Raw genomic sequence first — 22,713 nt, forward strand, 5'->3', positions numbered from 1 at the left:
GTCAGGGCGTGAGCGGCTCCCCGTGCCGCCCCGCTCCCGCGGCGAACCGCGCCGCGCCCGTCATCGCCTCGGCCAGCACGCCCTGCCCATGGCGGAGTTCGTCGCCCATCGCGGTCTCCTCGTCCCTGCCTTCCTGGTCCAGCAGGGAGGCCCGGTCGCTGCGCAGGCACGCCTGCGGGAAGCGGGCGAGCTCGGCGGCCAGCAGCTCCGCCTCCGTGCGGGCCGTGCCGGTCGGCACCACCCGGTTGGCCAGCCCGATGTGCAGCGCCTCCGTGGCCGGGACCGGGCGGCCGGTCAGGACGAGGTCCATCGCCCGGCTCGCGCCGATCAGCCGCGGCAGCCGCACCGTTCCGCCGTCGATCAGCGGTACGCCCCAGCGGCGGCAGAAGACCCCGAAGACGGCGTCCTCCTCCGCCACCCGGAGGTCGCACCACAGCGCCAGCTCCAGCCCGCCGGCCACCGCATGGCCGGCGACCGCCGCGATCACCGGCTTGCCCAGCCGCATCCGGGTCGGGCCCATCGGCCCGTCGCCGTCCGGGGCGACGCGGTTGCCGCGTCCGGTGCCCACCGTCTTCAGGTCGGCGCCGGAGCAGAACGTCCCGCCCTCGCCCCACAGCACCGCCACCCGCGCCGCGTCATCGGCGTCGAAATCCCGGAAGGCATCGGCGAGTTGACGTGCGGTCGCGCCGTCCACGGCGTTGCGGGCGGCCGGCCGGGAGAGCACCACCGTCGTCACCGGACCGGCGCGTTCGATCCGTACGGACATCAGCCCGCCTCCTGCCCGGCCGGCTCGCTGTCCGGGCAGGGCCGGACGCGCTCCAGGATCGCCGTGAGGCCGGCGCCGGCCGGCAGAGTCCCGTACGCATGACCCCACTCCCCGTCGAGCCGCGAGGCGCAGAACGCGTCGGCGAGCGCCGGATGGCTGTGCCGTACCAGCAGGGACCCCTGGAGCACCAGCGCCATACGTTCCGCCAGTGACCGGGCCGTCAGCTGCGCCCGCTCCGGACTGCCCAGCGCGCCGAGCATCTTGCGGACCCCGGCCACCGCGGCGTCCAGCCGCCGGTCGGCGCCCGCCGCGGACTCCACCTCGGCGAAGAATGCGTCCAGCGCGGCCGGTTCCCTGCCCAGCGCCCGCAGTACATCGAGGGCCGCGACATTGCCCGAGCCCTCCCAGATGGACAGCAGCGGCGCCTCCCGGTAGAGCCGCGGCATGCCCGAGTCCTCGACATAGCCGTTGCCGCCCAGGCACTCCAGCGCCTCCGCCGCATGGCCGCTGCCCCGTTTGCACACCCAGTACTTGCCGGCCGCCAGCGCCAGCCGGCGCAGCGCCGCCTCCTGGGCGTCCCCGCCCTGCGCCCGGTCCACCGCCGCGGCCAGCCGCAGACCCAGCAGCGTGGCCGCCTCCGACTCGATCGCCAGGTCCGCGAGCACCGACCGCATCAGCGGCTGCCGGTCCAGCTCCCGCCCGAACGCCCGGCGGTGCGCGGTGTGGTGCAGCGCCTGCCGCAGCCCGGCCCGCATCCCGGCGGCCGACCCCAGCACACAGTCCAGCCGGGTCATGTTCACCATCTCGACGATGGTCCGCACCCCACGCCCCGGTTCGCCGACCGGCCAGGCCACCGCCTCGTCGTACTCGATCTCCGAGGACGCGTTGGAGCGGTTGCCCAGCTTGTCCTTGAGCCGCATCAGCCGCATCCCGTTGCGCGTGCCGTCCGGCAGCACCCGCGGCAGCAGGAAGCAGCTCAGCCCCTCCGCGGTCTGCGCCAGTGCCAGGAACACATCGCTCATCGGCGCCGAGGTGAACCACTTGTGGCCGGTGAGCCGGTACGTGCCGTCGCCGGCCGGTACCGCCCGCGTGGTGTTGGCCCGTACGTCCGAGCCGCCCTGCTTCTCGGTCATCGACATGCCCGCGATCAGGCCCGCCTTGGTCAGCGGCGCCCGCAGCCCGAAGTCGTAGGTGCGGGAGGCCAGCAGCGGCTCGTACCGCGCGGCCAGGTCCGGTGCGGCGCGCAGCGCCGGGACCGCGGCGTACGTCATCGAGACCGGGCAGCCGTGCCCCGGCTCGGCCTGCGACCAGACGTAGAACTTGGCGGCGCGCACCAGATGAGCCCCGGGACGGCCGTCCGTCCATGGTGCGGCGTGCAGCCCGTGCTCCACCGCGACGGTCATCAGCTCGTGCCAGGCCGGGTGGAACTCGACCTCGTCGATGCGGTGCCCGAACCGGTCGTGGGTGTGCAACCGCGGCGGCTGTTCCTCCGCCCGGCGCGCCTGCTCCTGCACCGCCGCCGAACCGGCCAGCGCGCCCAGCGCGGTCACCTCGCGTACCCCCCACTCGGCTCCGTCCCGGCGCAGCGCCTCCAGGAGAGCCGGCTCGTCCGCCGTGCTGAATCCGGTCAGCGGCGGTGCCTGATTCACGACTTCATGAGTGACGGTCATACCCCGACGTTACAGAATCCCTACAATCGTGGGAAGAATGTAATGCCGACTGTGCGTCGGCGCCCGGAGGCAGGCGGGAGTTCGACGACAGGGCCTAGGATGTCCGATACAGATGCCGGTACAGATGAACGACACCGCCCCGCACGGCGACTCCAGCGCCACCGCCGCCCTCGCGCTGCGGCCGCTCACCGCGCGCTCCATCGTGCTGAGCACCCTGCTCGGCCACCATCCGCCCCGGCTGCCCGCCCGCGCCCTGGTACGGGTCGGCGAACTCTTCGGCATCGCCGAGGGCACCGTCCGCGTCGCGCTCTCCCGCATGGTGGCCGCCGGCGACCTGCGGCAGACCGACGGCTGCTACGCGCTCACCGCCCGCCTGCTGGCCCGTCAGTCCAGGCAGGACGAGAGCCGCTCACCCAGGACCCGGCGCTGGCACGGGGACTGGGAGATCGCCCTCGTCACCACCCCGGAAGGCCGGCCGGCCGCCGAACGCACCGCTCTGCGCCAGGCCATGGCGGCACTGCGGCTGGCCGAACTCCGCGAGGGCAGCTGGCTGCGGCCGGCCAACCTCGACCGGCCGCGCCCGCCCGTCGCCACCGAGCAGTGCACCTGGCTCACCGGCACCCCGGACGGTGACCCGGCCGGACTCGCCGCCCGGCTCTGGGACCTGGACGGCTGGGCGGCGCGCGCCCGCGCCCTGACGGCCGCGCTGTCCCGCGCCGACCCCCTCGCCGACCGCTTCACGGTCGCGGCCGCCGCCCTGCGCCACCTCCTCTCCGACCCGCTGCTGCCGGACGCGCTGCTGCCCGGGGACTGGCCGGGTGAGCGACTCCGCGCCCGCTACGCCGAGTTCGAGCAGGAGCTGAGCGGCCTGCTGCGGCAGTACGTGGCCGGCTGACCCCGCCGGCGGCGGGAGCGGTACTCCGGCGGCCGGGGCAATCAGAGCGGCAGTACGCACACCGGCATCGGCGCCGGGAAGGGCGCGCCCGCGCTCCTGAGCAGCCCGGTCCGGGCGTCCACCGAGAACACCGTCACCGACCCGGACTTCTGGTTCGCCGCGAACAGCCAGCGCTCATCGGGCGAGAAGGCGATCTGCCGGGGGAAGTCCCCGCCCACCGGCACGGTGTCCAGCAGCCGGAGCCGTGCCCCGCCCGCCTCCACGGCGTAGCGGGTGAGGCTGTTGTGGCCGCGATTGGCCAGGTACGCGAAGCGGCCGTGCCGGGTGACCAGGAGCTGCGCGGGGTGGCTGGTCCCCGGGCCGGTTCCGGTGGACTGTGGCCGGCCCGGTGTCAGGCGTCCGCTCGCCGGGTCGTAGGCGCAGACCACGACCGTGTTGTCGACCTCGTTGGCCAGGTACGCGAAGCGGCCCGAGGGATGGAAGGCCAGCTGCCGGGGGCCGGCGCCGGGCCGTAGCGTCGCATACGACACCTGGGTGAGCCGCCCGTCGGAGGTGTCCAGCCGGTAGCTGTAGACGGTGTCGTTGCCGAGGTCGACGGCGAGCACATGGCCGCCGTCCGGGCTGGTGAGGATCTGGTGGGCGTGCGGCCCGTCCTGGCCGGGGCCGGGTGGCGGGCTGTGGTGGGTGACCAGGTCGGTGCGCTCGCCCAGGGCGCCGGTCGTCCGGTCGACGGGGTGTACGGCCACGCTGCCGGAGAGGTAGTGGGCGCTCAGCAGCCAGCGACCGCCGGGGTGCACCGACAGATGGCAGGGCCCGGCACCGCCGGTGGGGCGGGCGCCCAGCACCACGGGCGGCGCACCCGGCACCAGGGCGAGGGCGGTCACCGCGCCGGGGGCCCGCTCGTCGACGGCGTAGAGGGCGTCTCCGGAGGGCGCGAGCGCGAGGTAGGAGGGGTCGGCCACCCCGGACACCACACCCGTGGCGGTGATCCGCCCGGTCCCGGTGTCGTACGTACCGAGTCCGATGCCGGTCCCGCCGCCCTCCTTCGACGTGTAGGTGCCCAGGAAGAGCGGCCGGGTGCCGCGCGGGCGCGGGCCGGACCGCTGCGCGTACCCGGTCGGCCGGGCGGTGTGCCCGGCCCGTGCGGGTGCGGTGTCCGCGGCGGGGAGCAGTATCGCGCCGGCCGCCCCGGCGAGCCCTGCGGCGGCGGTCCGCAGGACGCGCCGGCGGCCGGGAGGCGTCCGCCCGGTCCGGGGCGGCGGTCCGGTGCATCCGGCTGTCATGCCAGCAGGGTGGCCCGGCCCGCCCGTCCCGGCAAGGCGTGACGGGGATACGGATCGCGTACGGGCGGCGGTCCCCCCGGCAGGCGGTGATACCGACAGAGCCCGGCAGAAGGCCTGTCAGAAGGCCTGTCAGAAAGCCCGCCAGAAAGCCCGTCAGGGGTCCGGGCCGCCCGTACGACCCTGACGGACCCCTACATCCGGAAGATGACCATGGCACCTTCCGTAGCACTTCAGTCGTACGCGACAACACATACGCGGACTGATTCGCCACCCCCCTCACCGCCCGTAGTTTCGTGGCCAAGGCACGGAGATGACCGAGAGGCCACGGATTTATGTACGGCAAGGCGTTCGCCCCTGAGTACCAGGGCGAGTTGGGTGCGGCACTGGGCGTGAACTCCTCGTACGAGGAGGTACTGGCCACGGCGAGCCGTGCCCACGCCGAGGCGGGCACGGCACTGGAACGGGCACGGGCCGGGCTCGCGGTCGCCGAGGCCAACCGGCGGCTCGGCCGGGTCGCGGAAGCGGGCGCCGCCTGGCGGGCCGGCTACCGCAGCGCCCGCGCCGCCGGCGACCGGGGCGCGATGGCCTGGGCGCTGTGGAGCGGCGGCACCCTGGCCCGGCAGTGCGGCAGCCTGCCGCTCGCCCGCCGGCTGCTCACCCACGCCGTGGCGCTGGCCGCCGAGAGCGGCGACCGTCTCGCCCATGGCTACTCCCTCGCCGGACTCGCCGAGACCGGCCGCATACAGGGCGACTACGCGGCGGTCGCCGACCTTCACGAGCAGCTGCTCGCCCAGGCCCGGGCGCACGGCGAGGCCCGGCACACGGTCTGGGCGATGTCCGGTATCGCCCAGATGCACCGCAATACCGGTGACTTCGACAAGGCCCTGGAGCTGTTCGAGGAGTCCGCCCGGATCGCCGAGCGGGGCGAGGACGCCCGCGGGCGCGCCTGGTCCCTGCGCGGTGTGGCGGACGTCCTCTCCGCACGCGGCGAGACGGACCGGGCGCTGGCTCTGCTGTCCGAGGCGGAGAATCTCTGCCGGGCCATGGACCTGGCCTCCGCGCTCGCCTACAACCACAAGATGCGCGCCAACGTCCTCTACCGCGCCGGACGTTATACGGAGGCACGCGACACCTACACCCTCTCGCTGCGGGAGTTCCGCGAGATGCGGGAGCCCCGGGGGACCGCGCTGTCCCGGCTGGGGCTGGCCAAATCGCTCTCCCGCCTCGGCCGCGACCGGAGCCGGACGCTGGACGAACTCGCCGAGCTGGAAGGGGAATTCGCGCGCATAGGGCTGCGCCATGCGCGCGAGAGGGTCATCGCATTCCGTGCAGAGCTGACCGCCCGACCGGCGCCAGGAACTCCCGCTCCTCGGTACGATGCCACCACGCCCCGGTCTGCCGCAGTTCCCGCCAGGTCGTGAAGCGGTAGCGGAAGACCCGGGCCCTGATCCGGGCCGGCGGCAGGTCGGGGAACGGATTGGTGCGCAGCAGCCGGAGGGTGTCCCGGTCGTTCTCCAGCAGCCGCGCCACGAACGGGACGAACCATGACCGTGCGTAGGCCGGCGACAGCGCCGCGAACCACATCAGCCAGTCGAGCCGCAGGTGCCATGGCGCGAACTGCCGTGGCAGCCGGCGCACATCGCCGGGTTTGCCGTGGAACTCGTAGGCGACCCAGGTCGTGCCGGGCCCGGTGACCGCGTCCGCGGTGCCCTCCACCACGATCTCCCGGCGCACCCGTGTGATCGTGCCGAAGGCGCCGTACGAATTGACCAGGTGCAGCGACTCGTAGGAGGTGTTCATCATCTGCTGCCGGCTCAGCAGATTGCGTGCCGGACGGTAGCTGAGCAGCACGACGCCCGCGGTGGCCGCCAGCACCAGGACCTCGAACCACAGCGGCGGCGCGGGCGGCTCGCCGGACGGCCCGCCCCACAGCGGGGCGGCCGTCGCCATGGCGAGTGCGATGGTCACCCAGTTCAGCCAGGCGAAGTTGCCGGACAGCACCAGCCACAGCTGGGTGACGATCATGCCGACCGCGGCCCACCCGGCGATCGGCTGGGGGGTGAACAGCAGGACGGGAAGGCCGAGTTGGGCCACATGGTTGGCGGCCACCTCGGTCTTATGCAGCGGCTTCGGCAGATGGTGGAAGAACCAGCTCAGCGGGCCGGGCATCGGCTGGGTCTCATGGTGGTAGTGGAGGCAGGTCAGATCGCGCCAGCAGCGGTCGCCGCGCATCTTGATCAGTCCGGCCCCGAACTCCACCCGGAACAGCAGCCAGCGCAGCAGCCACATGACCGTCACCGGGGGAGCGGTATCGGCGTTGCCGAGGAACACCGCGAGCGAACCCGCCTCCAGCAGCAGCGATTCCCAGCCGAAGCTGTACCAGGTCTGTCCCACGTTCACGATGGACAGATACTGTGCCCACAGGACCGCCCAGCACAGCATCGACGCCCACAGCGGCACCGCGTCCGCGGCCCCCGCCACCAGGGCCGCCGCCAGCGCCGCCCCGGACCACGACCAGAGCGCGAAGAACCGGTCCGAGTAGTGCCAGTGGAAGACCGACGGTGACGCGCGGAAGGGCACCAGCGCCACGAAGGCGGGCACCGGCAGCATGCCGCGCGCGCCGATGAGTGCCCGGAACTGCCGTACCGCCGTCAGGAACGCGACCAGGTAGAGAACGGCCAGCATCCGCTGGAAGACCAGCCGCCCGAGCCAGTAACCGGAATCCGAGAACCATGCCACTCACCCATGGGTAGCACTGCGGCCGCGCGGGCGGGCACACTCCCTCCGCGCGGTCACTCTCCAGCGTACGGATCGGGGCATATGCAGCAACCTTGGGGCCATTCGAGTGAGTGACGTGCGTCACACATTCCACGCGCTTTCCCGTCACTTACGGGGGGTGGAATTCCCGCCTTCCGGTGAACCGCCTATCTCACCGGAAAACGTCGAGCGCCGTGCGTGCGCCGTCGTTACTCTGAGGGACGACGGACGACCTTTCTGGGAGACGCCAACACCATTGGCCCGTCGCGGGAACGCCGCAAACCTTGGCCGACCTCCCGGTTCATGAAAAAGGCGCCACCGCGTCGGACCAGTACCTCGATGAAGGAGTGCGTGGTGGCTTTGCACAAGGCTCAACACAAGCAGCCCCGCCTGAAGCAGGGCGAGCGACCAGGTCGCATCAAGGAAGTCCGCAATCTCGACGTCTGGGACCGCTGCGCGCCCGTGCGCCTCGCCGGGTGCGATGACGACCCCGCCGAGCCGTACATCATCCGCGGCATCGACTGACCGGATCCGCGGTATCGGCTGACCGGCCCATCGCTCGGGCGCCGGCCTCGCCTCGGGGAGTGACCCGGGGTCAGGGCCGACGCCCGAGCAGGCACAGCAGGCGGGTGAGATCGTCGGCGTCCGGCGGCGGTTCCACCGCCGGAGCGAACAGCCCGGACGCGCCGAGCCCCGGAGCGTACGGCTCCACCTCGCGCAGCGCCGCCGTCGCCAGCTGCCCGGGCAACCGCTCCTCGGCACCGATCGCCCGGGACAGATCCCAGGAGTGCACCACGGCGTCGGCCATCATCTGGGCGCAGTACGCGCCGGCCGGAGCGGGACCGTACGACAGCCGGACCGTACGGCCGAGGGCGCCGCGCTCCGCGAACGCCGCCACGGCCGCCACCGCCGCCCGGTCCCAGGCCGCGGCCGGGGCGTCCCCGAGCACATCACCGTCGTAGACCGCACCCACATCCGAGATGCTCGCGCCGTCCCGTACCAGGCGCGGCACCCACAGCTGCTCGGCGGTGAGGTGGTTCACCAGATCGCGCACCGACCACTCCGAGCACGGCGTCGGGCCGTCCCACTGATCATCCCGGACCGTGTGCACCCGGCTGCCGAAGAGCGCGAGTGCCTCGCCATGGGTCCGCAGGATCTCGTTCTCCCTCATGTCCTCCGAGCATAGGAGCGGGCACCGGCCACCGCCCCGCGGCCGGGTGGCCGGCGGAGCGCCGGCAGCGCACCCCGCGCTCCGACGCACCCTGGAAATGGATCCTGGGTTACCGGTTCAATTGAGCGGCCCGGACGCACCCTCTGGAGGCATCATGGCAGCCGTCGTCCCACCCGCCGCCGGCGCTCCGGCCATCCGCTGCGCGGACCAGGAACGCGGGTATCCGGCCTTCCTCGAACGGGCCGCATGCATAGCGACCGCACTGCGCGCGGCGGGCGTCGACCCCGGTGACCGGATCGCCGTCGTGATGCGCAACGGACTGGCCCATCTCGAGATCACCACCGGCGCCGCCCTGCTCGGCGCCTCCGCCGTCCCCGTCAACTGGCACTTCCAGCCCGACGAGCTCCGGTACGTGCTCACCGACAGCGGCAGCAAGGTCGTCTTCGCCCACACGGACATGCTCGACCGGGTCGGTGCCGCACTCCCCGAGGGGGCCCGGATCATCGAGGCCCCGGTGCCCGCGGGCACCGCGGCCGCGTGCGGCTTCCCCGCGCCGCCGCCCACCGGGGCGTACCCCCTGCTCGACGACTGGCTGGCCGGCCATGAACCGCTGGACCGACCCGTCGACGAACGACCGCCCGCGGTCATCTACAGCTCCGGAACCACCGGCCGCCCCAAGGGTGTCCTGCGCGAGCCGGTCCCCGCGCGGCGCCTGGCGGAGGCGGTGCGGACGTTCCTGGAGTACTTCGCGGTCGAGCCCGGCGGCCGTACGCTCATCCCGGCGCCGCTCTACCACGCGTCACCCAGCCGGCATGCCACCCTCGCCCTCGCCGCCGGCCTCGACATCACCCTGATGCCGCGCTTCGACGCCGAGGAGTTCCTGCGGCTGGTCGAACGGCACCGCATCGAGCAGGTGCAGGTGGTGCCCACCATGTTCGTACGGCTGCTGCGGCTGCCCAAGGACGTACGGGAGCGCTACGACCTCTCGTCGCTCACCTCCGTCGTGCACGCCGCGGCGCCCTGCCCGCAGCACATCAAACACGCCATGATCGACTGGCTGGGACCGGTACTGCGGGAGTACTACGGCAGTACCGAGACCGGCGCCGTGACCTGGTGCGACAGCGCGGAGTGGCGGGACCGTCCGGGCACCGTCGGACGGGCCGCGGCCACCGCCGGGGTCGCGGTCCTCGGCCCCGGCGGAGAGCCGCTGCCGGCCGGCGTCACCGGCGACATCTACGTCAAACCCGCCGACAGCTGGCCGCGGTTCAGCTACCTGGGCGACCCGGACAAACGCGCCGCCATGGAGGCGCCGGGCCTGCCCGGATACGTCACCATCGGCGACGTCGGCCATGTCGACGCGGACGGCTACCTCTACCTCAGCGCCCGCCGCAACGACATGGTCATCTCCGGCGGTGTCAACATCTACCCCGCGGAGATCGAGGGCTGTCTGCTCGCCCTCGAAGGGGTGCGGGACGCGGCGGTGTTCGGCATCCCCGATGAGGAGTTCGGCGAGGTCCTCGCCGCGCACCTGGAGACCGAGCCCGGGGTACGGCTCGGCGCCGCGGCGGTACGCGCCCACGTCGCCGAGCGGCTCGCCCGGTACAAGGTGCCACGGGCCGTCGTCTTCGAAGAGCGGCTGCCGCGCGACGATTCGGGCAAGCTCTTCAAACGGATCCTGCGGGAACCGTACTGGGCGGGACACGACAGCGCGATCTGAGATCACCGGTGGAATCAGCCAAGGAAATCAACCGGTGGAATCAGGAAGCGGAATCGACCGGCGGACTCATCCCGCGCAATCGACCGGCTGGGTCAGCAGGGGGATTCCAGTATCGGTATCAACTGTTCCTCCTCATGGGCAAGATGGTCCTCCACCTCGGCCGTGAGGCGGTCGACCTCCGCGAGCAGTACCTCGGAATCCGTGCCGTCGGCGGAGATGACGTCCTGGAGTTCCGCGAGGAGCGCCGCGAGCTTTTCGTGTTCCGCGCGCATCCGGGACAGGGCCGGGCCGAGTTCCGGATGGTGCCGGCCGAGCATCGGGAACATCCCGGCTTCCTCGCCCGTGTGGTGGTTGTGCAGACCCTGGCAGAGGGCCAGGCAGTTCATCCGGAGCTGGACGCCGAGATGACCGGCGCCCGTCGCGGCTATTTCCCCGCGGATCAGGGCGAGTTCCCGCCGGAATCCGTCATGCACCGCTTTCAGCGCCGCGCCGGGCGAGGCTGCGGAGATGTTCGGCGGTCCGCCGGGGATCTCCTCCAGGGCGACGACCGGCAGCACCCGGTCCGTCTTCGCCTGGTACGCCGCCCAGCCGGGGTCGGCCTCGGCCGCGCGGGCGAAGGCCCGGTCGCGCTCGGCGCCCTCCAGGACGACGGCGCGTGCCTCGTAGGTGAAGACACCGGCCTCGACGGTGACGAGGGGGCTGGCCACCAGGTTGTGGTACCAGGCCGGATGCTTCGGCGCGCCCGCCGCCGAGGCGATGACCAGGACGCGTCCGTCGCTGTCGGGGAGGTAGCCGAGCGGGGTGGTGTGCCGGGCGCCGGACCGGGCGCCGGTGGTGGTGAGCAGCAGCAGCCGGCCGCCCTCGAAGGGGCCGCCGACGCGCCCGCCGTTGGCGCGGAATTCCTCGATGACCTGTTGATTGAAGTCCATCGGCATCAGGTGGTTTTCTCCGGATTCGGTGTGTGCGGGGGTGCCCGCGGACCGTGCGCGGGCATGGCGAAGAAGCCCGACCGGCGAGCGCGGGCGTGCGGAAGCAGCGCGGTGAGCGCTCGCCGAAAGGGCGAATTCCTCGGGAAGACGCGCCGCATCGGCCGCGGGATCGCACGATCGGCCGCGGTGCGGCATGCGGGCATAGTGCAGGCACGCGAGATACGCATGCAGGTGAAAGGCGCGCAACGCGCTGTCTGAAAAGGCGATGAGGGGCGGGGCTCTGCTGGCCCGCCGCGCGGTCACGTGGTGACCGGGAACCTCACTCGCTCATGGCCCATGGCCGACCCGGTAGTCACGGCGTCAAAGGTAATACCGGAAAGCCGCCGAGGCAATGCCGAGGCGATAAAGCCGCCGGGGCACTACGGAATTCGCGGGTCGGCCGGGGACGGGTGGGCGCGCTGTGCGACGCCCCCGACTGCCGGATCACTGCTGCGGCAGCACCACCGCCTTGACGGCAGTCGCCTCGCGGGCACCGGCGGTCAGGGCGAGTTCGACGTCGTCGAGGCCGTAACGATGGGTCACCAGGCGGTCCAGGCCGACCTCGCCCGAGGCGGCGAGGGCGAGCGCGGCCGGCCAGGTGTGGGCGTAGCGGAAGGTTCCGGTCAGCTCCAGTTCGTAGTCCTGGAGGCGGGCCAGCGGCAGAGTGACCTCCTCGCTGCCCATGCCCACCAGGACGATCCGGCCCGCCCGGGCCACCTGGCGTACCGCGTCGGCGATCGCGGGGGCGAAGCCGGAGCACTCCAGCAGTACGCTCGGCTCGAAACCGGTGCCGGAGAGCGGGTGTCGGGCGACGTCGACCACCGCTGTGGCGCCCAGCTCCGCGGCCAGCGCCAGCCGGTGCGGGTTGACGTCGGTCACCACGACCTCGCGGGCGCCGAAGGCCCGGGCGGTCTGCAGGGCGACCAGGCCGATCGGCCCCGCACCGGTGACCAGCACCCGGTCGCCCGGCTGGATCCGGGCCTTGCGGCAGGCCCAGATGCCCACCGAGAGCGGTTCCAGCAGCGCCGCGGCCTCGTCGGAGACGGTGTCGGGGACCGGGTGGACGAAGTCCTCGTGGGCCAGGGCGTACTGGGCGAAGGCGCCGTCCGCCTGGCCGGGAACCGCGTAGAAGTGCATCGCCGGACAGAGGTTGTAGCGCCCCGTGCGGCACTGGGAGCAGCGGCCGCACGGCGTGCCCGGCTCGATGGACACCCTCTCGCCGAGTACCTGTCGGCCGACGCCCTCGCCGGCCGCGACGACCACCCCGCACGGCTCATGACCGAGGATCAGCGGCCCGTCCAGCGCCCGGCCGCCGAGCCGGCCCTCCTCGTAGAAGTGGACATCGGATCCGCAGGTACCCACCGCGAGGACGCGTACCAGGAGCTGACCCGGTCCTGGTACGGGGACCGGGACCTCTTCGACGGCGATCCGGCGGGGCCCGCGCTGCACCGCGGCGCGCATGGTCGCCGGGACCGGGCCGGGCCCGGCCGTCACCTGTGGCGTCGCGCCCGTCATACCAGCGGTCCGTTCGGGAGGATCTGCAGCTTGCGTCCGGAACCCTGCCGGAAGGTGTCCAGCGCCGTGGCGTACTCGTCGAGCCCGAAGCGGTGCGTGATCATGGTCTCGGCATCGATGACGCCCTTGCCGAGCAGCTCCACGGCCCGGCCGTAGCTGTGCAGGATCGCCATGCTGCCGACGATCCGGATCTCGTCGTTGTAGAGCCGGAACGGGGAGAAGCGCGCCAGCTCCTGGTCGGGGGCGCAGCCGAACTGCTGGAAGGTGCCGCCGCGGACCGGCCGGGTCAGCCCGTCCTCGATGGCCCGGATGCTGCCGGTGCAGTCGGTGACCACCTCCCAGCCGCGCGGGTGGGTGTCGGTCAGCTCGTCCGCGCTGGTGGCGACGGCGTCGGCGCCGAGCCGGCGGGCCACCGCCAGCCGGTCCTCGTTGAGGTCCACGACCGAGACCGAGGCGGCGCCGGCCCGTTGGGCGACCTGGAGGTAGAGCAGGCCCATGGTGCCCGCGCCGTAGATCAGGAAGTGGTCACCGAGCCGGGGAGCGACGATGTCGAAGCCGCGCACGATGGTGGAGAGCGGCTCGATCAGCGCGGCGTGCGCCGGCGGCACGTTCTCGGGCAGCCGGTAGCAGTTGTCGGCCGGCACCCTGACGTACTCGGCGCAGGCACCGTCGACGGTGATGCCGATGCTGCCCCACCGCTCGCAGAGGTTGCCCCGGCCGATCGCGCAGAAGTGGCAGGCGCCGCAGTAGAGCGCCGGGTCGGCGGCGACCGCCTCGCCCTCGGCGAACTCCGTGACGCCCGCGCCGACCGCCGCGATCTCTCCGGAGAACTCGTGCCCGGGGATCACCGGGTAGCGGGTCGGCCCGAACTCGCCCGCCAGCATGTGCACATCGGTTCCGCACAGACCGGCGGCGGCGACCTTGACCACGACCTCGCCGGGGCCGGGCGTGGGATCCGCGACGGTGGTGACGTTCAGTTGGTTCGGTTCCTCGATGACTACTGCGCGCAAGGGAGTTACCGCCTTTCGGGAGCGCTAGCGGGGGCGGGTAGGTGGGGCAGGGGCAGGGGCCGTGGGCTTCAGGCCGCGCGCAGGCTGCGCGACTCGACCTGCTTGATCTTCTCGACCTTGGGTGCGGAGCCGCCACCCGCGAAGTCGGAGACCAGCCAGTGCTGCAGACACACCAGTGCGGCCTCCACCCCCATGGTCCGGTTGCCGAAGCAGGCGATCTGCGCGTCATTGGACTTCCGGGCCCGTTCGGCGCTGTAGCTGTCGGGGATCTGTGCGGCGCGGACGCCGGGGACCTTGTTGGCGGCGATGGCCATCCCGATGCCGGTGCCGCAGACCAGTACCGCGCGCTCGTACTCGCCGCGCGCCACGCTCCGCGCGACGCGCTCCGCCACGTCCGGATAGTCCTCGGTGGCACTGGCGCTCATGTCGGTGACCGGGTGGCCGTGCCCGGTGAGGTAGTCGATCATCGCGTCCTTCATGACGGTCCCGGCGTCGTCGGCGCCGATCGCGATGCGGTGGGTGGGCTGCACGGGAACTCCTCGGGGTGAGTGGGACGGTGGTGGGTGCGCGGCGGGGGAGCGGGCTGACGGTCAGCCGCCGGAGACCTCTTCGAGGACCGCGCGGAGGCCCTCCGTGTCATGGGCCAGGCGGCCGAGGAAGAGCCCGTCGACCGCGCCGGCCAGCTTGGTGTACGTACCCGGCCCGGCGGTTCCGCCGTAGATAACCCGGCCGGGTACGTCGTGATCGCGCAGTGCGTCGCGGAGAGCCGCGGTGACCGTACGGACATGTGCGGCGGGTGCCGGCTCCCGGCCGCCGATCGCCCACACCGGTTCGTACGCGAGGACGACCTCGCTGCCCGGGGTGGCGCCCGCCAGCGCCGCCCGTACCTGGGCGAGGGTCTCCTCGACGGCCGCGACGGGGTCGCCGCCGCGCCGCTCGCCCGCGCAGATCACCGGGATCAGCCCGGCCCGGGTGGCGGCACGCGTCTTGGCGGCGACCGTCTCGTCGGTCTCGCCGAAGTGCCGGCGGCGCTCGGCATGACCGACCTCCACATAGCGGGCGCCGGCTTCGGCGAGCATCCCGGCGGAGACCTCGCCGGTCCACGCACCGGCCTCGGCCCAGTGCACGTTCTGGGCACCGAAGGCGATACGGGTCGGGCCGAGCAGCCCGGCGGCGTCCGCCAAGGCGGGGAAGGACGGCAGGACGAAGAGGTCGACGGGGCGGGGGAGCGCGGTCAGTACCTCGTCCAGCGCGGCCACCTCCGCGAGCCAGCTCCGGGTGCGGGCCAGGCCGAAGTAGAGCTTCAGCGAGACACCGACGATCGGGCGGGGGCCCAGGGCGGAGGCCGAGTCCTCGGAGGACGTCGAGTTCTCAGGGATCACGTCGTTCATGATGTTTCAAACAGAATCACATGCGAAGTTCTCAAATCAAGGCGTGAACTTCACAAAATGTGCTGTGATTCCCCGCCTCGCCGCGCACCATGACCGCCCGATGACCGCCCGATGACCGCCCGATGACCGTCCCCAGCCCTCCGTGGTGACCGGCGCCCCGGTCGCCGCCCCCGGGCGGAGGGCCGCCGCACCGGGCCGAAACTTCCCCGTCCCCCTCCGGCCCGGTCCGCCGTCCCCGCTAAAGTCTGGTCAACAGCGCAGGTGAAACCGCTTCCACAGGGTGCCGGGGCGGTCGCCCCGGGGGGAGGAAACAGACCGACATGAGCCGCCGTTCCCATGGATTAATGGCCGTCTGGGCCGAGGCGCAGCGCCAGCAGCAACGCCGGCAGGAGGCCCAGCGTCGCGCGCAGCTCCAGCACCAGCGCGACCAGGAACGGCAGGCTCGGGACGCCGAGCGCGCCATGGCGCGGATGCACCGCGAACGGCAGGTGGCCTACCGCCGGCAGCGCGAGGCCGACGCCCGCCGCCGCACCGAGGAGCTCGACGCCCGCGTCGCCGCCCTGACCGGTCTGCTCGCCGACGGCTGCCGTGCCCCCGCCTTCACCGCCGCCGCGCTGCTGCGCCCCGAGCGCGTCGAGGAGTTCGCCCCCGGAGCCCTGGCGACCCCCGTGCCGATGCCCGACCCGGCCCGCTACCAGGTGCCGACCGGTGGCTGGCATGTCGGGGCCGTGCGGCGCGACCGTGCCCAGGAGGAGGCTCGCGCCCGCTACGAACAGGACTGGTACGCCGCCCAGGCCGCCGAGAGCCGGCGGCAGGCCCAGCTCGCGGCGTACCGGCAGCAGTACGACCAGTGGGCCGCGGGCGCACTGGCCGGGATCCGGCAGCACAACGCCGGTATCGAGGAGCTGCTCTCCGCACTGCGCGGCGGCGAAGCGGAAGCGGCCGTCGAGTACTTCTCCGCCGCGCTGTACTCCTCCACCGCCTGGCCGGAGGGCTTCCCCCGTCAGGTCGCCGCCGCCTACGATCCGACGGCCCGTCAGCTCGTCCTCGACTGGGAGCTGCCCGGCTACGACATCGTTCCCGCGACCAAGTCCGTCCGGTACATGCCCACCGCCGACCAGGAGAAGGAGACCGCCCGGCCGGCCGCCCAGCGCCGCGCCCTCTACCGCGACGTACTGGCCCAGAGCATGCTGCTGGTACTGCGCGACCTCTTCGCCGCCGACGGCCACGGCGTCCTGGACTCGGTGGCGCTCAACGGTTTCGTGGCCGACGTCGACCCGGCCACCGGCCGGCCCGCCCAGCTCTGCCTCGCCACCGTCATGGCCTCCCGCAGCGCCTTCGACGCCCTCCGCCTCGAACAGGTCAGCGCGGTGGAGTGCCTGACCGACGCCCTGCGCGGGCAGCTCGCCGCGCGCCCCGACCAGCGGACCGCGGTGCGCCCCGGACGGCTCCCCGGCGATGTCGGCGGCGGCACCACGGTCGTCACCCACGGCACCGACGGCGAACCGGACCTGTACGAGATGGACCCCGTCGCGTTCGAGAACCTGGTCGCCGAGCTGTTCCGCGCCATGGGCATGCAGGCCGTGACCACCCAGCGGTCCGGTGACGGCGGCGTCGACGTGGACGCCCTCGACCCCGACCCGATCCGTGGCGGCAAGATCGTCGTGCAGGTCAAGCGCTACCGCGACACCGTCCCGCCCACCGCCGTCCGCGACCTCTACGGCACCGTCCAGGCCGAAGGCGCCAACAAGGGCGTGCTGGTGACCACCTCCCGCTTCGGTCCCGGCTCCCACACCTTCGCCAACGGCAAACCGCTCAGCCTGATCGCCGGCCCCGAACTCGTCGACCTCCTCGGCCGGTACGGACTGCGCGGCCGGCTGGGCGGCGGCGAACGGTCCGGCACGTCCCGGACCGCCGACGAGGCACCGGACCACAACGTCCTCGGCATGAACTGGTCCGGTGACGTCGCCCTCGACGTCTGTGCCCTGGTGTGCCGGGGAACCACGGTGCTCAGCGACGACCACTTCGTCTTCTACAACAACCCGCACACCCCGGACGGCTCGGTACGGATGCTGCCCGGCTTCGCCCCCGACCGGGCCGCGGTGCAGGTACGGTTCGAGGGGCTGCCGCCGGATGCCGACCGGCTGGTCCTGGTGGCCGCCGTCGACCCCCAGGCCGACCCCGACGCCGACCTCTCCGGCTTCACCGACGCCCGGATCCGCCTGCTGGACGCCACCGGGGCCGAGCAGGGGCAGCTGGAGGTCTCGGACGGCCGGCGCGGCGAGACCGCCCTGGTGCTCGGCTCGTTCCGCCAACGCCCCGGCGGCGACTGGGACTTCGTCATCGGCGGCAAGGGCTACCCCGGCGGCCTGGAGGCCCTGGTGCAGGAGTACGGCATAGCGGTCGCCTGAGTGGCTCCGGGGTCAGAGGCCGGCCAGTTGTGCCAGCAGCCGGATCTCCGTCAACTCCTCCGCGCCGCCGGCCGTGTCGTCGTGATCGGCGCTCCACAGGGCGCTCTCCACGCCGCGGGCGACCGACCAGGCGAGCAGCCGCGCCGGGTCCTCGTCGAGCACCTCGGCCACCAGCGCGTACCGCTCGCGGAGCACCCGCCGGGGATCGGGGTGCGCGAACGGGTCGTCGATCTGCATCAGCAGCGGCCAGGGGTCGTACGCCGGGTCGCCGGCCATCGGTTTGGGATCGATGGCCAGCCATGGGCGGCGCTCGGCCGCGAGGACGTTGCCCGGGTTGAAGTCGCCGTGCACCACCACCTCGCGGGTGGCCGTCGCGGGCAGCGTGCGCAGCAGATCGGCGCCCAGGGCCACCAGCCCCGGGTCGTAGCCGGGCCGCAGCCGCCGCATGCGCTCGGCCACGAGGTCCGCCCACTCGGCACACACCGCGTCGACCCGCTCCAGCCTCCCGTCCGGTCCGTCCGGTCCGTCCGGTCCGTCCGGCGGGGCGGGCGCGGCTGTCCAGAGCTCCCGCAGGAGGTGCGCGGCGAGGGTGAGCCGCTCGGCGGGCGGCAGCGGGGCGTCCCCGAGGCGAATGCCGGGCCGGCACCGCTCGATCAGCAGCGCGCCCGGACCGCGGTCCTGGCGCAGCAGCCGTACGGCCCCGTGGCCGTCCCACGCGCCCAGCGCCGTCCCCTCACCCTCGGCCTCGCGGTGCGGCCAGGTCACCTTGAGGACGGCCGCTGTGCCGTCGGGCAGCTCGGCCGGGGCCACCCACGAACAACTGCCCCCGTGGAACGGTGCGCCGAGCCGCAGCTGCCAGCGCTCCTCGACCTCCCGCACCATGCCCGGCAGTCGTGCCAGCCAGGACCGCCCGGAGGCGGTGCGTCCCATCTGCTCGACAACGGGAAGACGGGCCGGGAAGCGGTCACCGCGGTACGTGTACGCCATCCGGGCAGCCTAAGTCCCGTCGCTCCGATCTCCCACGGAGTTTCGGGGTGACCCGTGCCGGTCGGCCAGGGCTCCGGCGGCCGCCGTGCACGGCCGGTGTGAAACCCTGGAGCGGCACGACACGAGTACGACACGACCAGGTGTGGCCAGGCCCAGGGAAGGAACCGGAGGCAGTGAGCGAGAGTGCGGCCGTCCGGCCCCGGAATCCGCGCGGACAGGGGGAGCGTCTGCGGGAGGAGCTGCTGCGGGCCACGGAACGGCTCCTGGAGGAGGTCGGCAGCGAGGACGCGCTGTCGCTGCGGGCGGTGGCCCGGGCGGCCGGCGTCGCCGCGCCGAGCATCTACCGGCACTTCTCGGACAAGACCGAGCTGGTCTGGGCGACACTGGAAGTCAGCTACGAGCGGCTGGCGGCGGCGATGTCCGAGGCGGCCGCCACGGCGGATCCCGGCGACCCGGTGGCGCGGCTGCGTGCCCAGCTGCGCGCGTACTGCCGCTACGCCGTCGCACACCCCGCCACCTACCGCCTCCTGTACGAGACCCGGCAGACGCCGGTCGGTCCCGAGCGGCTCGCCGGGCATCCGGCCGGGCTGCTGGTGCGCAGCTGGCAGCGGGCGCTGACGGCGTGCGAGGACGCCGGCTGGCGGGTACGTGGTTCCCGGTCCGAGGCGCCGTATGTGCTGTGGTCGTCGGTGCACGGCCGGGTCATGCTCTGGCAGGTCATGCCGAGCCGTAAGGACGCGCGGCGGCTCGACCGGTTCGTCGACGAGATCCTCCAGCTGCTGCTGGAGCGCTGAGCCGCACACGCACGTACCGGGCGCCGCCGCCCGCCCGGCGCACGTACCGGGCGCGGCTGCCCGCCCGGTCCCCCTCCCACGCCCTGTCATCGCCCGGGCTCGCCCCGTCGTCGCCACCCGGGCGGCTGCCCGGCCTTCCGTACCTGACCACCCCCCCGGCGCGTTTACCTGTGTATTACACATGTAAGTTTACGGGTGTTAGGTGAACGTCCGACTCAGGGCGCACGCCGTTGTCGGCATGCGCGTGCAGCCCGTCGAATGAGATGAGCGAGATGACACTTTCCACCGCCCCCGCGCCGCTCCCCGTGGAACCGCCGAGCGGCTGCCCCTTCGACCCTCCCGCCGAGTTGACCGCCCTGCGCGCCGAGCGGCCGGTCTCCAAGGTCGCGCTGCCGGACGGCAGTTGGGCCTGGCTGGTCACCCGTTACGCCGACATCCGGGCAGTCCTCGGCGACACCCGCTTCAGCTCCGACACCACCGTCCACGGCTACCCGCTCAGCGGGATGACCGGCGGCCCCAGCACCCAGAACCGCGGCTTCATCCGGAGGGACCCGCCCGAGCACACCCGGCTGCGGCGGATGGTCACCCGGGAGTTCATGGTCAAGCGGGTCGAGGCGCTGCGCCCGGAGATCCAGCGCATCACCGACCAGCTCTGCGACGCGATGGAGCGCGCCGAGGGGCGCGAGCAGGGCGGGGTGGACCTCGTCGAGGCGCTGGCGTTGCCGGTTCCCTCGCTGGTCATCAGCCTGCTGTTGGGCGTTCCGTACGAGGACCACGAGATCTTCCAGCGGCTCACCGGCAAGCTGCTCTCCCGCACCATCGCCGACGACGAGCGCGAGGCCGCCCGGACCGAACTGCGTGACTACCTCGACCGGCTGGTCACCGCCAAGGAGGCCGACCCGGGTGACGACATCCTCGGCCGGCTGATCGTCGAACAGCAGCGGACCGGTGAGATCACCCACGACCAGACAGCGGCCTTCGCCTCCCTGCTGCTGGTCGCCGGGCACGAGACCACCGCCAACATGATCGGTCTGAGCGCCCTGACCCTGATGCGCGATACCGCCACCGCCGAACGGCTGCGCCAGGACCCCGGCCTGATCCGTGGCGCCGTCGAGGAGCTGCTCCGCTTCCACAGCATCATCCGCAACGGGCCGCGCCGGGTCGCCACCGCCGACGTCGAGATCGGCGGGCGCCTCATCCGCGCCGGGGAGGGCGTCGTGGTGGCCGTGGCGTCCGGGAACCGCGACCGGAGCGTCTTCGCCGACGCCGACCGGCTCGACGTCCGCCGGTCCAACGCTCAGCATCACCTCGCCTTCGGCTACGGCATCCACCAGTGCCTCGGGCAGGCACTGGCCCGTGTCGAACTCCAGGTCGTCGTCGGGACGCTGCTGCGCCGCTTCCCGACGCTGCGGCCCGCGGTGCCGATCGAGGAGGTCCCGTTCCGTACCGATATGGCGATCTACGGCTGTCACGCCCTGCCCGTCACCTGGTGACCGGCCGCCGCACCCGCCGCACCTTCCACCTGCCACCCCGCATCCCACGGAGTTCCACCATGAAGATCACCCTTGACGCCGACAAGTGCTGCGCCGCCGGCCAGTGCGTGCTGATCGCCCCCGAGGTCTTCGACCAGCGTGACGAGGACGGCGTCGTCGTCCTCCTCGACGCCGAACCGCCCGCCGAGCAGCACGACGCGGTACGCGAGGCCGCCGCCATCTGCCCGGCCGCCGTGATCGAGGTGCGCGCATGACGCCCCGGCCGATCGCCGTCGTCGGCGCGTCGGCGGCCGGCCTCGCCGCGGCCGAGGCGCTGCGCCGCTTCGGCTGGACCGGCCCGCTCACCCTCATCGGCGACGAACCCCATCCGCCGTACGACCGGCCGCCGCTGTCCAAGCAACTGCTGCACGGCGCATGGGAGCCCGAGCGGCTGCTGTTGCGCACCGCGGAGCAGCTCGCACCGCTCGGCCTCGACCTGCGTCTCGGCACCCGCGCCACCGCGCTCGACGTGGCCGACCGCACGCTCACCCTCGACGGCGGCACGGCGGTCGCCCCGCGCGAGCAAGGCGGAGAGCGGGAGACGCTCGCCTGCGCCGGGGTGATCATCGCGACCGGCGTCGCGGCCCGTACGCTGCCCGGCGCCGACCGCACCACCGGCGTGCACACCCTGCGCACCCTCGACGACGCGCTGGCGCTGCGCGCTCGGCTGACCGGCGGCGGACGCCGACTGGTGATCGTCGGCAATGGCGTGCTGGGCTGCGAAGCGGCCGCGGTGGCACGGGAGTTGGGGCACGAGGTCACCCTCGTCGGCCGCGCACCCCTGCCGATGGCCGGAGTTGTGGGCGACGGTATCGGCGAACTGCTCGCCGAGGAGCACCGGGCGCACGGCGTGCAGCTGCGCACCGGGACCGTCACGGGTCTGGAGACCTCCGGGGACCGGGTCACCGGCGTACGGCTGGCCACGGGGACTGGGGGTGCCCCCGGCAGTGCGGGAGGCACCGTGCTGCCGGCCGACACCGTACTGGTCGCCATCGGCTCGGCGCCCGCCGTCGGCTGGCTCGGCGACGACCCGGCGCTGGACACCTCCGACGGGCTGCGCTGCGATGCGTACTGCGCCGCCGCCCCCGGCATCTACGCCGCGGGCGACGTGGCCCGCTGGGACCACCCGGTGCACGGCCGTCCGCTGCGCTTCGAGCACCGGATGAACGCCACCGAGCAGGGCATGGCGGCGGCCAGGAACCTGCTCGCCGAGCTGGGGGAGACCGGCGAGCGCAAGGAGTTCGCGCCCGTGCCGTACTTCTGGTCCGACCAGTACGCCCGCAAGCTCCAGGCGTACGGGCCGACCGCGGGCGCCGACCGCGTCGAGACCACCGTGCTGGACCGGGCGGAGCGCCGGGCCGTCGCCCTCTACGGACGCGACGGGCACGCCGTCGGTGTCCTGGCGACCGGACTGCCGCCCCGCCAGGTCCGTGCCCTGCGCGCGGTGGTCGCCGCACCCCTCCCCTGGGAGCAGGCACGCGACCGGGTGGCCGCCGCGCTGGCCGGCGGCTGACCGGGCCCGAGTGCCGTCGGACCGGGACCGGTCACGGCCCGCCGTGTCCGGCCGCGCGGCGGGCGGTGCCCACCGGCGGCGGCGCGGCGTGTTCCCCGGTGCCCCAGTCCGACGGCTCGGTGCCCAGGGTGAACGCCAGATGGTGTCCGGAGCGCAGCTCGCCGGTGGTGAGGTACGTCCGGTCCCGCTCGGTGCCGTCCAGCCGCACCGAGCGCACATAGCGCTTCGCGGACGACGTCCCGGGGGCGCTGATGGCGAACCGCCCGGCCGGGTAGTAATGCCGGTCCAGCGTCAGCTCCACCCGGTCGAAGACCGGTGTGCTCAGGCCCCAGG

Annotated in this window: 22 protein-coding genes; 10 read left to right on the forward strand and 12 right to left on the reverse strand. The window is 73.2% G+C overall.

Features of this window, described 5'->3' with window-relative positions; all coding sequences use genetic code 11:
• Position 1 precedes the first annotated feature (1 nt).
• Both AZE13_RS21165 and AZE13_RS21170 read right to left on the reverse strand, forming a co-directional pair.
• Positions 2 to 766, reverse strand: coding sequence for a crotonase/enoyl-CoA hydratase family protein (locus AZE13_RS21165; protein ID WP_066934169.1), 765 nt, complete (start codon positions 764 to 766; stop codon positions 2 to 4).
• Positions 766 to 2,436, reverse strand: a complete 1,671-nt coding sequence (locus tag AZE13_RS21170) for an acyl-CoA dehydrogenase family protein (RefSeq protein WP_066934172.1) — start codon at positions 2,434 to 2,436, stop codon at positions 766 to 768. Before AZE13_RS21170 ends, AZE13_RS21165 begins: the two co-directional genes overlap by 1 nt.
• A gap of 112 nt (positions 2,437 to 2,548) precedes the next feature.
• Here AZE13_RS21170 and AZE13_RS21175 point away from each other — a divergent pair, with 112 nt between their 5' ends.
• Positions 2,549 to 3,331, forward strand: coding sequence for a PaaX family transcriptional regulator C-terminal domain-containing protein (locus tag AZE13_RS21175; protein WP_066934175.1), 783 nt, complete (start codon positions 2,549 to 2,551; stop codon positions 3,329 to 3,331).
• Between the two features lie 41 nt (positions 3,332 to 3,372).
• On the opposite strand, the gene AZE13_RS21180 is transcribed toward AZE13_RS21175, so the two are convergent.
• Positions 3,373 to 4,614: a lactonase family protein gene (locus AZE13_RS21180; protein WP_079124218.1), complete on the reverse strand. Its 1,242-nt coding sequence runs from the start codon at positions 4,612 to 4,614 to the stop codon at positions 3,373 to 3,375.
• Positions 4,615 to 4,946: 332 nt separating this feature from the next.
• On the opposite strand from AZE13_RS21180, the gene AZE13_RS21185 reads away from it, so the two are divergent.
• The gene (locus AZE13_RS21185; RefSeq protein ID WP_066934179.1) at positions 4,947 to 6,035 is read left to right on the forward strand and encodes a tetratricopeptide repeat protein; all 1,089 of its coding nucleotides are present in this window, start codon (positions 4,947 to 4,949) and stop codon (positions 6,033 to 6,035) included.
• Here AZE13_RS21185 and AZE13_RS21190 read toward each other — a convergent pair.
• Positions 5,929 to 7,353, reverse strand: a complete 1,425-nt coding sequence (locus AZE13_RS21190; RefSeq protein ID WP_066934182.1) for a lipase maturation factor family protein — start codon at positions 7,351 to 7,353, stop codon at positions 5,929 to 5,931. The genes AZE13_RS21185 and AZE13_RS21190 overlap by 107 nt on opposite strands.
• Positions 7,354 to 7,725: 372 nt before the next feature.
• On the opposite strand from AZE13_RS21190, the gene AZE13_RS36985 reads away from it, so the two are divergent.
• Entirely contained in the window at positions 7,726 to 7,896 is a 171-nt protein-coding gene (locus tag AZE13_RS36985) for a hypothetical protein (RefSeq protein WP_181690413.1), read from the forward strand.
• A gap of 70 nt (positions 7,897 to 7,966) precedes the next feature.
• Here AZE13_RS36985 and AZE13_RS21195 read toward each other — a convergent pair whose 3' ends face one another.
• Complete coding sequence (locus AZE13_RS21195) at positions 7,967 to 8,542, reverse strand: TIGR03086 family metal-binding protein (protein WP_066934185.1); 576 nt, start codon at positions 8,540 to 8,542, stop codon at positions 7,967 to 7,969.
• Positions 8,543 to 8,696: 154 nt separating this feature from the next.
• On the opposite strand from AZE13_RS21195, the gene AZE13_RS21200 reads away from it, so the two are divergent.
• The gene (locus AZE13_RS21200; protein WP_066934188.1) at positions 8,697 to 10,259 is read left to right on the forward strand and encodes an AMP-binding protein; all 1,563 of its coding nucleotides are present in this window, start codon (positions 8,697 to 8,699) and stop codon (positions 10,257 to 10,259) included.
• A 92-nt stretch (positions 10,260 to 10,351) separates the two neighbouring features.
• Here AZE13_RS21200 and AZE13_RS21205 read toward each other — a convergent pair whose 3' ends face one another.
• Positions 10,352 to 11,194, reverse strand: coding sequence for a nitroreductase/quinone reductase family protein (locus AZE13_RS21205; RefSeq protein WP_066934191.1), 843 nt, complete (start codon positions 11,192 to 11,194; stop codon positions 10,352 to 10,354).
• 57 nt (positions 11,195 to 11,251) lie between these two features.
• Between AZE13_RS21205 and AZE13_RS37555 the strand changes: the two genes are divergently transcribed.
• A complete protein-coding gene (locus AZE13_RS37555; RefSeq protein WP_147264692.1) occupies positions 11,252 to 11,446 on the forward strand; it encodes a hypothetical protein in 195 nt (64 codons plus the stop codon).
• A 225-nt stretch (positions 11,447 to 11,671) separates the two neighbouring features.
• On the opposite strand, the gene AZE13_RS21210 is transcribed toward AZE13_RS37555, so the two are convergent.
• The 4 genes from AZE13_RS21210 to AZE13_RS21225 all read right to left on the reverse strand — a co-directional run bounded on the left by AZE13_RS21210 (position 11,672) and on the right by AZE13_RS21225 (position 15,134).
• Positions 11,672 to 12,742, reverse strand: a complete 1,071-nt coding sequence (locus AZE13_RS21210; protein WP_066934194.1) for an NAD(P)-dependent alcohol dehydrogenase — start codon at positions 12,740 to 12,742, stop codon at positions 11,672 to 11,674.
• A complete protein-coding gene (locus tag AZE13_RS21215; protein ID WP_066934197.1) occupies positions 12,739 to 13,752 on the reverse strand; it encodes a zinc-dependent alcohol dehydrogenase family protein in 1,014 nt (337 codons plus the stop codon). Before AZE13_RS21215 ends, AZE13_RS21210 begins: the two co-directional genes overlap by 4 nt.
• Positions 13,753 to 13,820: 68 nt before the next feature.
• On the reverse strand, positions 13,821 to 14,282 hold the full coding sequence (locus tag AZE13_RS21220) for an RpiB/LacA/LacB family sugar-phosphate isomerase (protein WP_079124219.1): 462 nt from the start codon (positions 14,280 to 14,282) through the stop codon (positions 13,821 to 13,823).
• Positions 14,283 to 14,342: 60 nt separating this feature from the next.
• Complete coding sequence (locus AZE13_RS21225) at positions 14,343 to 15,134, reverse strand: triose-phosphate isomerase (RefSeq protein ID WP_258527909.1); 792 nt, start codon at positions 15,132 to 15,134, stop codon at positions 14,343 to 14,345.
• Positions 15,135 to 15,463: 329 nt separating this feature from the next.
• Here AZE13_RS21225 and AZE13_RS21230 point away from each other — a divergent pair, with 329 nt between their 5' ends.
• Positions 15,464 to 17,554, forward strand: a complete 2,091-nt coding sequence (locus tag AZE13_RS21230) for a restriction endonuclease (RefSeq protein WP_107288391.1) — start codon at positions 15,464 to 15,466, stop codon at positions 17,552 to 17,554.
• Between the two features lie 12 nt (positions 17,555 to 17,566).
• Here the strand turns inward: AZE13_RS21230 and AZE13_RS21235 are convergent, their stop codons facing one another.
• The gene (locus AZE13_RS21235; protein WP_066934205.1) at positions 17,567 to 18,541 is read right to left on the reverse strand and encodes an aminoglycoside phosphotransferase family protein; all 975 of its coding nucleotides are present in this window, start codon (positions 18,539 to 18,541) and stop codon (positions 17,567 to 17,569) included.
• A 173-nt stretch (positions 18,542 to 18,714) separates the two neighbouring features.
• On the opposite strand from AZE13_RS21235, the gene AZE13_RS21240 reads away from it, so the two are divergent.
• The 4 genes from AZE13_RS21240 (at position 18,715) to AZE13_RS21255 (ending at position 22,380) form a co-directional block, all read left to right on the forward strand.
• Positions 18,715 to 19,335, forward strand: a complete 621-nt coding sequence (locus AZE13_RS21240) for a TetR/AcrR family transcriptional regulator (RefSeq protein ID WP_181690401.1) — start codon at positions 18,715 to 18,717, stop codon at positions 19,333 to 19,335.
• A gap of 272 nt (positions 19,336 to 19,607) precedes the next feature.
• Positions 19,608 to 20,828: a cytochrome P450 gene (locus AZE13_RS21245; RefSeq protein ID WP_066934524.1), complete on the forward strand. Its 1,221-nt coding sequence runs from the start codon at positions 19,608 to 19,610 to the stop codon at positions 20,826 to 20,828.
• 59 nt (positions 20,829 to 20,887) lie between these two features.
• Positions 20,888 to 21,082, forward strand: a complete 195-nt coding sequence (locus AZE13_RS21250; RefSeq protein WP_066934211.1) for a ferredoxin — start codon at positions 20,888 to 20,890, stop codon at positions 21,080 to 21,082.
• The gene (locus tag AZE13_RS21255) at positions 21,079 to 22,380 is read left to right on the forward strand and encodes an NAD(P)/FAD-dependent oxidoreductase (protein WP_066934214.1); all 1,302 of its coding nucleotides are present in this window, start codon (positions 21,079 to 21,081) and stop codon (positions 22,378 to 22,380) included. The genes AZE13_RS21250 and AZE13_RS21255 overlap by 4 nt, the downstream gene beginning before the upstream one ends.
• A gap of 31 nt (positions 22,381 to 22,411) precedes the next feature.
• Here the strand turns inward: AZE13_RS21255 and AZE13_RS21260 are convergent.
• The coding region (locus AZE13_RS21260; RefSeq protein WP_147264697.1) for a glycoside hydrolase domain-containing protein at positions 22,412 to 22,713 on the reverse strand (302 nt) is incomplete at its 5' end.

The sequence above is a fragment of the Streptomyces sp. NBRC 110611 genome, from assembly GCF_001590865.1.
Classification (GTDB): domain Bacteria; phylum Actinomycetota; class Actinomycetes; order Streptomycetales; family Streptomycetaceae; genus Streptomyces.

Excerpts from the sequence above, each read along its gene's own strand:
- AZE13_RS21165 (WP_066934169.1), bottom strand. The coding sequence starts at position 766 with ATGTCCGTACGGATCGAACGCGCCGGTCCGGTGACGACGGTGGTGCTC.
- AZE13_RS21170 (WP_066934172.1), bottom strand. The coding sequence starts at position 2,436 with ATGACCGTCACTCATGAAGTCGTGAATCAGGCACCGCCGCTGACCGGA.
- AZE13_RS21175 (WP_066934175.1), top strand. The coding sequence starts at position 2,549 with ATGCCGGTACAGATGAACGACACCGCCCCGCACGGCGACTCCAGCGCC.
- AZE13_RS21180 (WP_079124218.1), bottom strand. The coding sequence starts at position 4,614 with ATGACAGCCGGATGCACCGGACCGCCGCCCCGGACCGGGCGGACGCCT.
- AZE13_RS21185 (WP_066934179.1), top strand. The coding sequence starts at position 4,947 with ATGTACGGCAAGGCGTTCGCCCCTGAGTACCAGGGCGAGTTGGGTGCG.
- AZE13_RS21195 (WP_066934185.1), bottom strand. The coding sequence starts at position 8,542 with ATGAGGGAGAACGAGATCCTGCGGACCCATGGCGAGGCACTCGCGCTC.
- AZE13_RS21200 (WP_066934188.1), top strand. The coding sequence starts at position 8,697 with ATGGCAGCCGTCGTCCCACCCGCCGCCGGCGCTCCGGCCATCCGCTGC.
- AZE13_RS21205 (WP_066934191.1), bottom strand. The coding sequence starts at position 11,194 with ATGCCGATGGACTTCAATCAACAGGTCATCGAGGAATTCCGCGCCAAC.
- AZE13_RS37555 (WP_147264692.1), top strand. The coding sequence starts at position 11,252 with ATGGCGAAGAAGCCCGACCGGCGAGCGCGGGCGTGCGGAAGCAGCGCG.
- AZE13_RS21210 (WP_066934194.1), bottom strand. The coding sequence starts at position 12,742 with ATGACGGGCGCGACGCCACAGGTGACGGCCGGGCCCGGCCCGGTCCCG.
- AZE13_RS21230 (WP_107288391.1), top strand. The coding sequence starts at position 15,464 with ATGAGCCGCCGTTCCCATGGATTAATGGCCGTCTGGGCCGAGGCGCAG.
- AZE13_RS21235 (WP_066934205.1), bottom strand. The coding sequence starts at position 18,541 with ATGGCGTACACGTACCGCGGTGACCGCTTCCCGGCCCGTCTTCCCGTT.
- AZE13_RS21245 (WP_066934524.1), top strand. The coding sequence starts at position 19,608 with ATGACACTTTCCACCGCCCCCGCGCCGCTCCCCGTGGAACCGCCGAGC.
- AZE13_RS21250 (WP_066934211.1), top strand. The coding sequence starts at position 20,888 with ATGAAGATCACCCTTGACGCCGACAAGTGCTGCGCCGCCGGCCAGTGC.
- AZE13_RS21255 (WP_066934214.1), top strand. The coding sequence starts at position 21,079 with ATGACGCCCCGGCCGATCGCCGTCGTCGGCGCGTCGGCGGCCGGCCTC.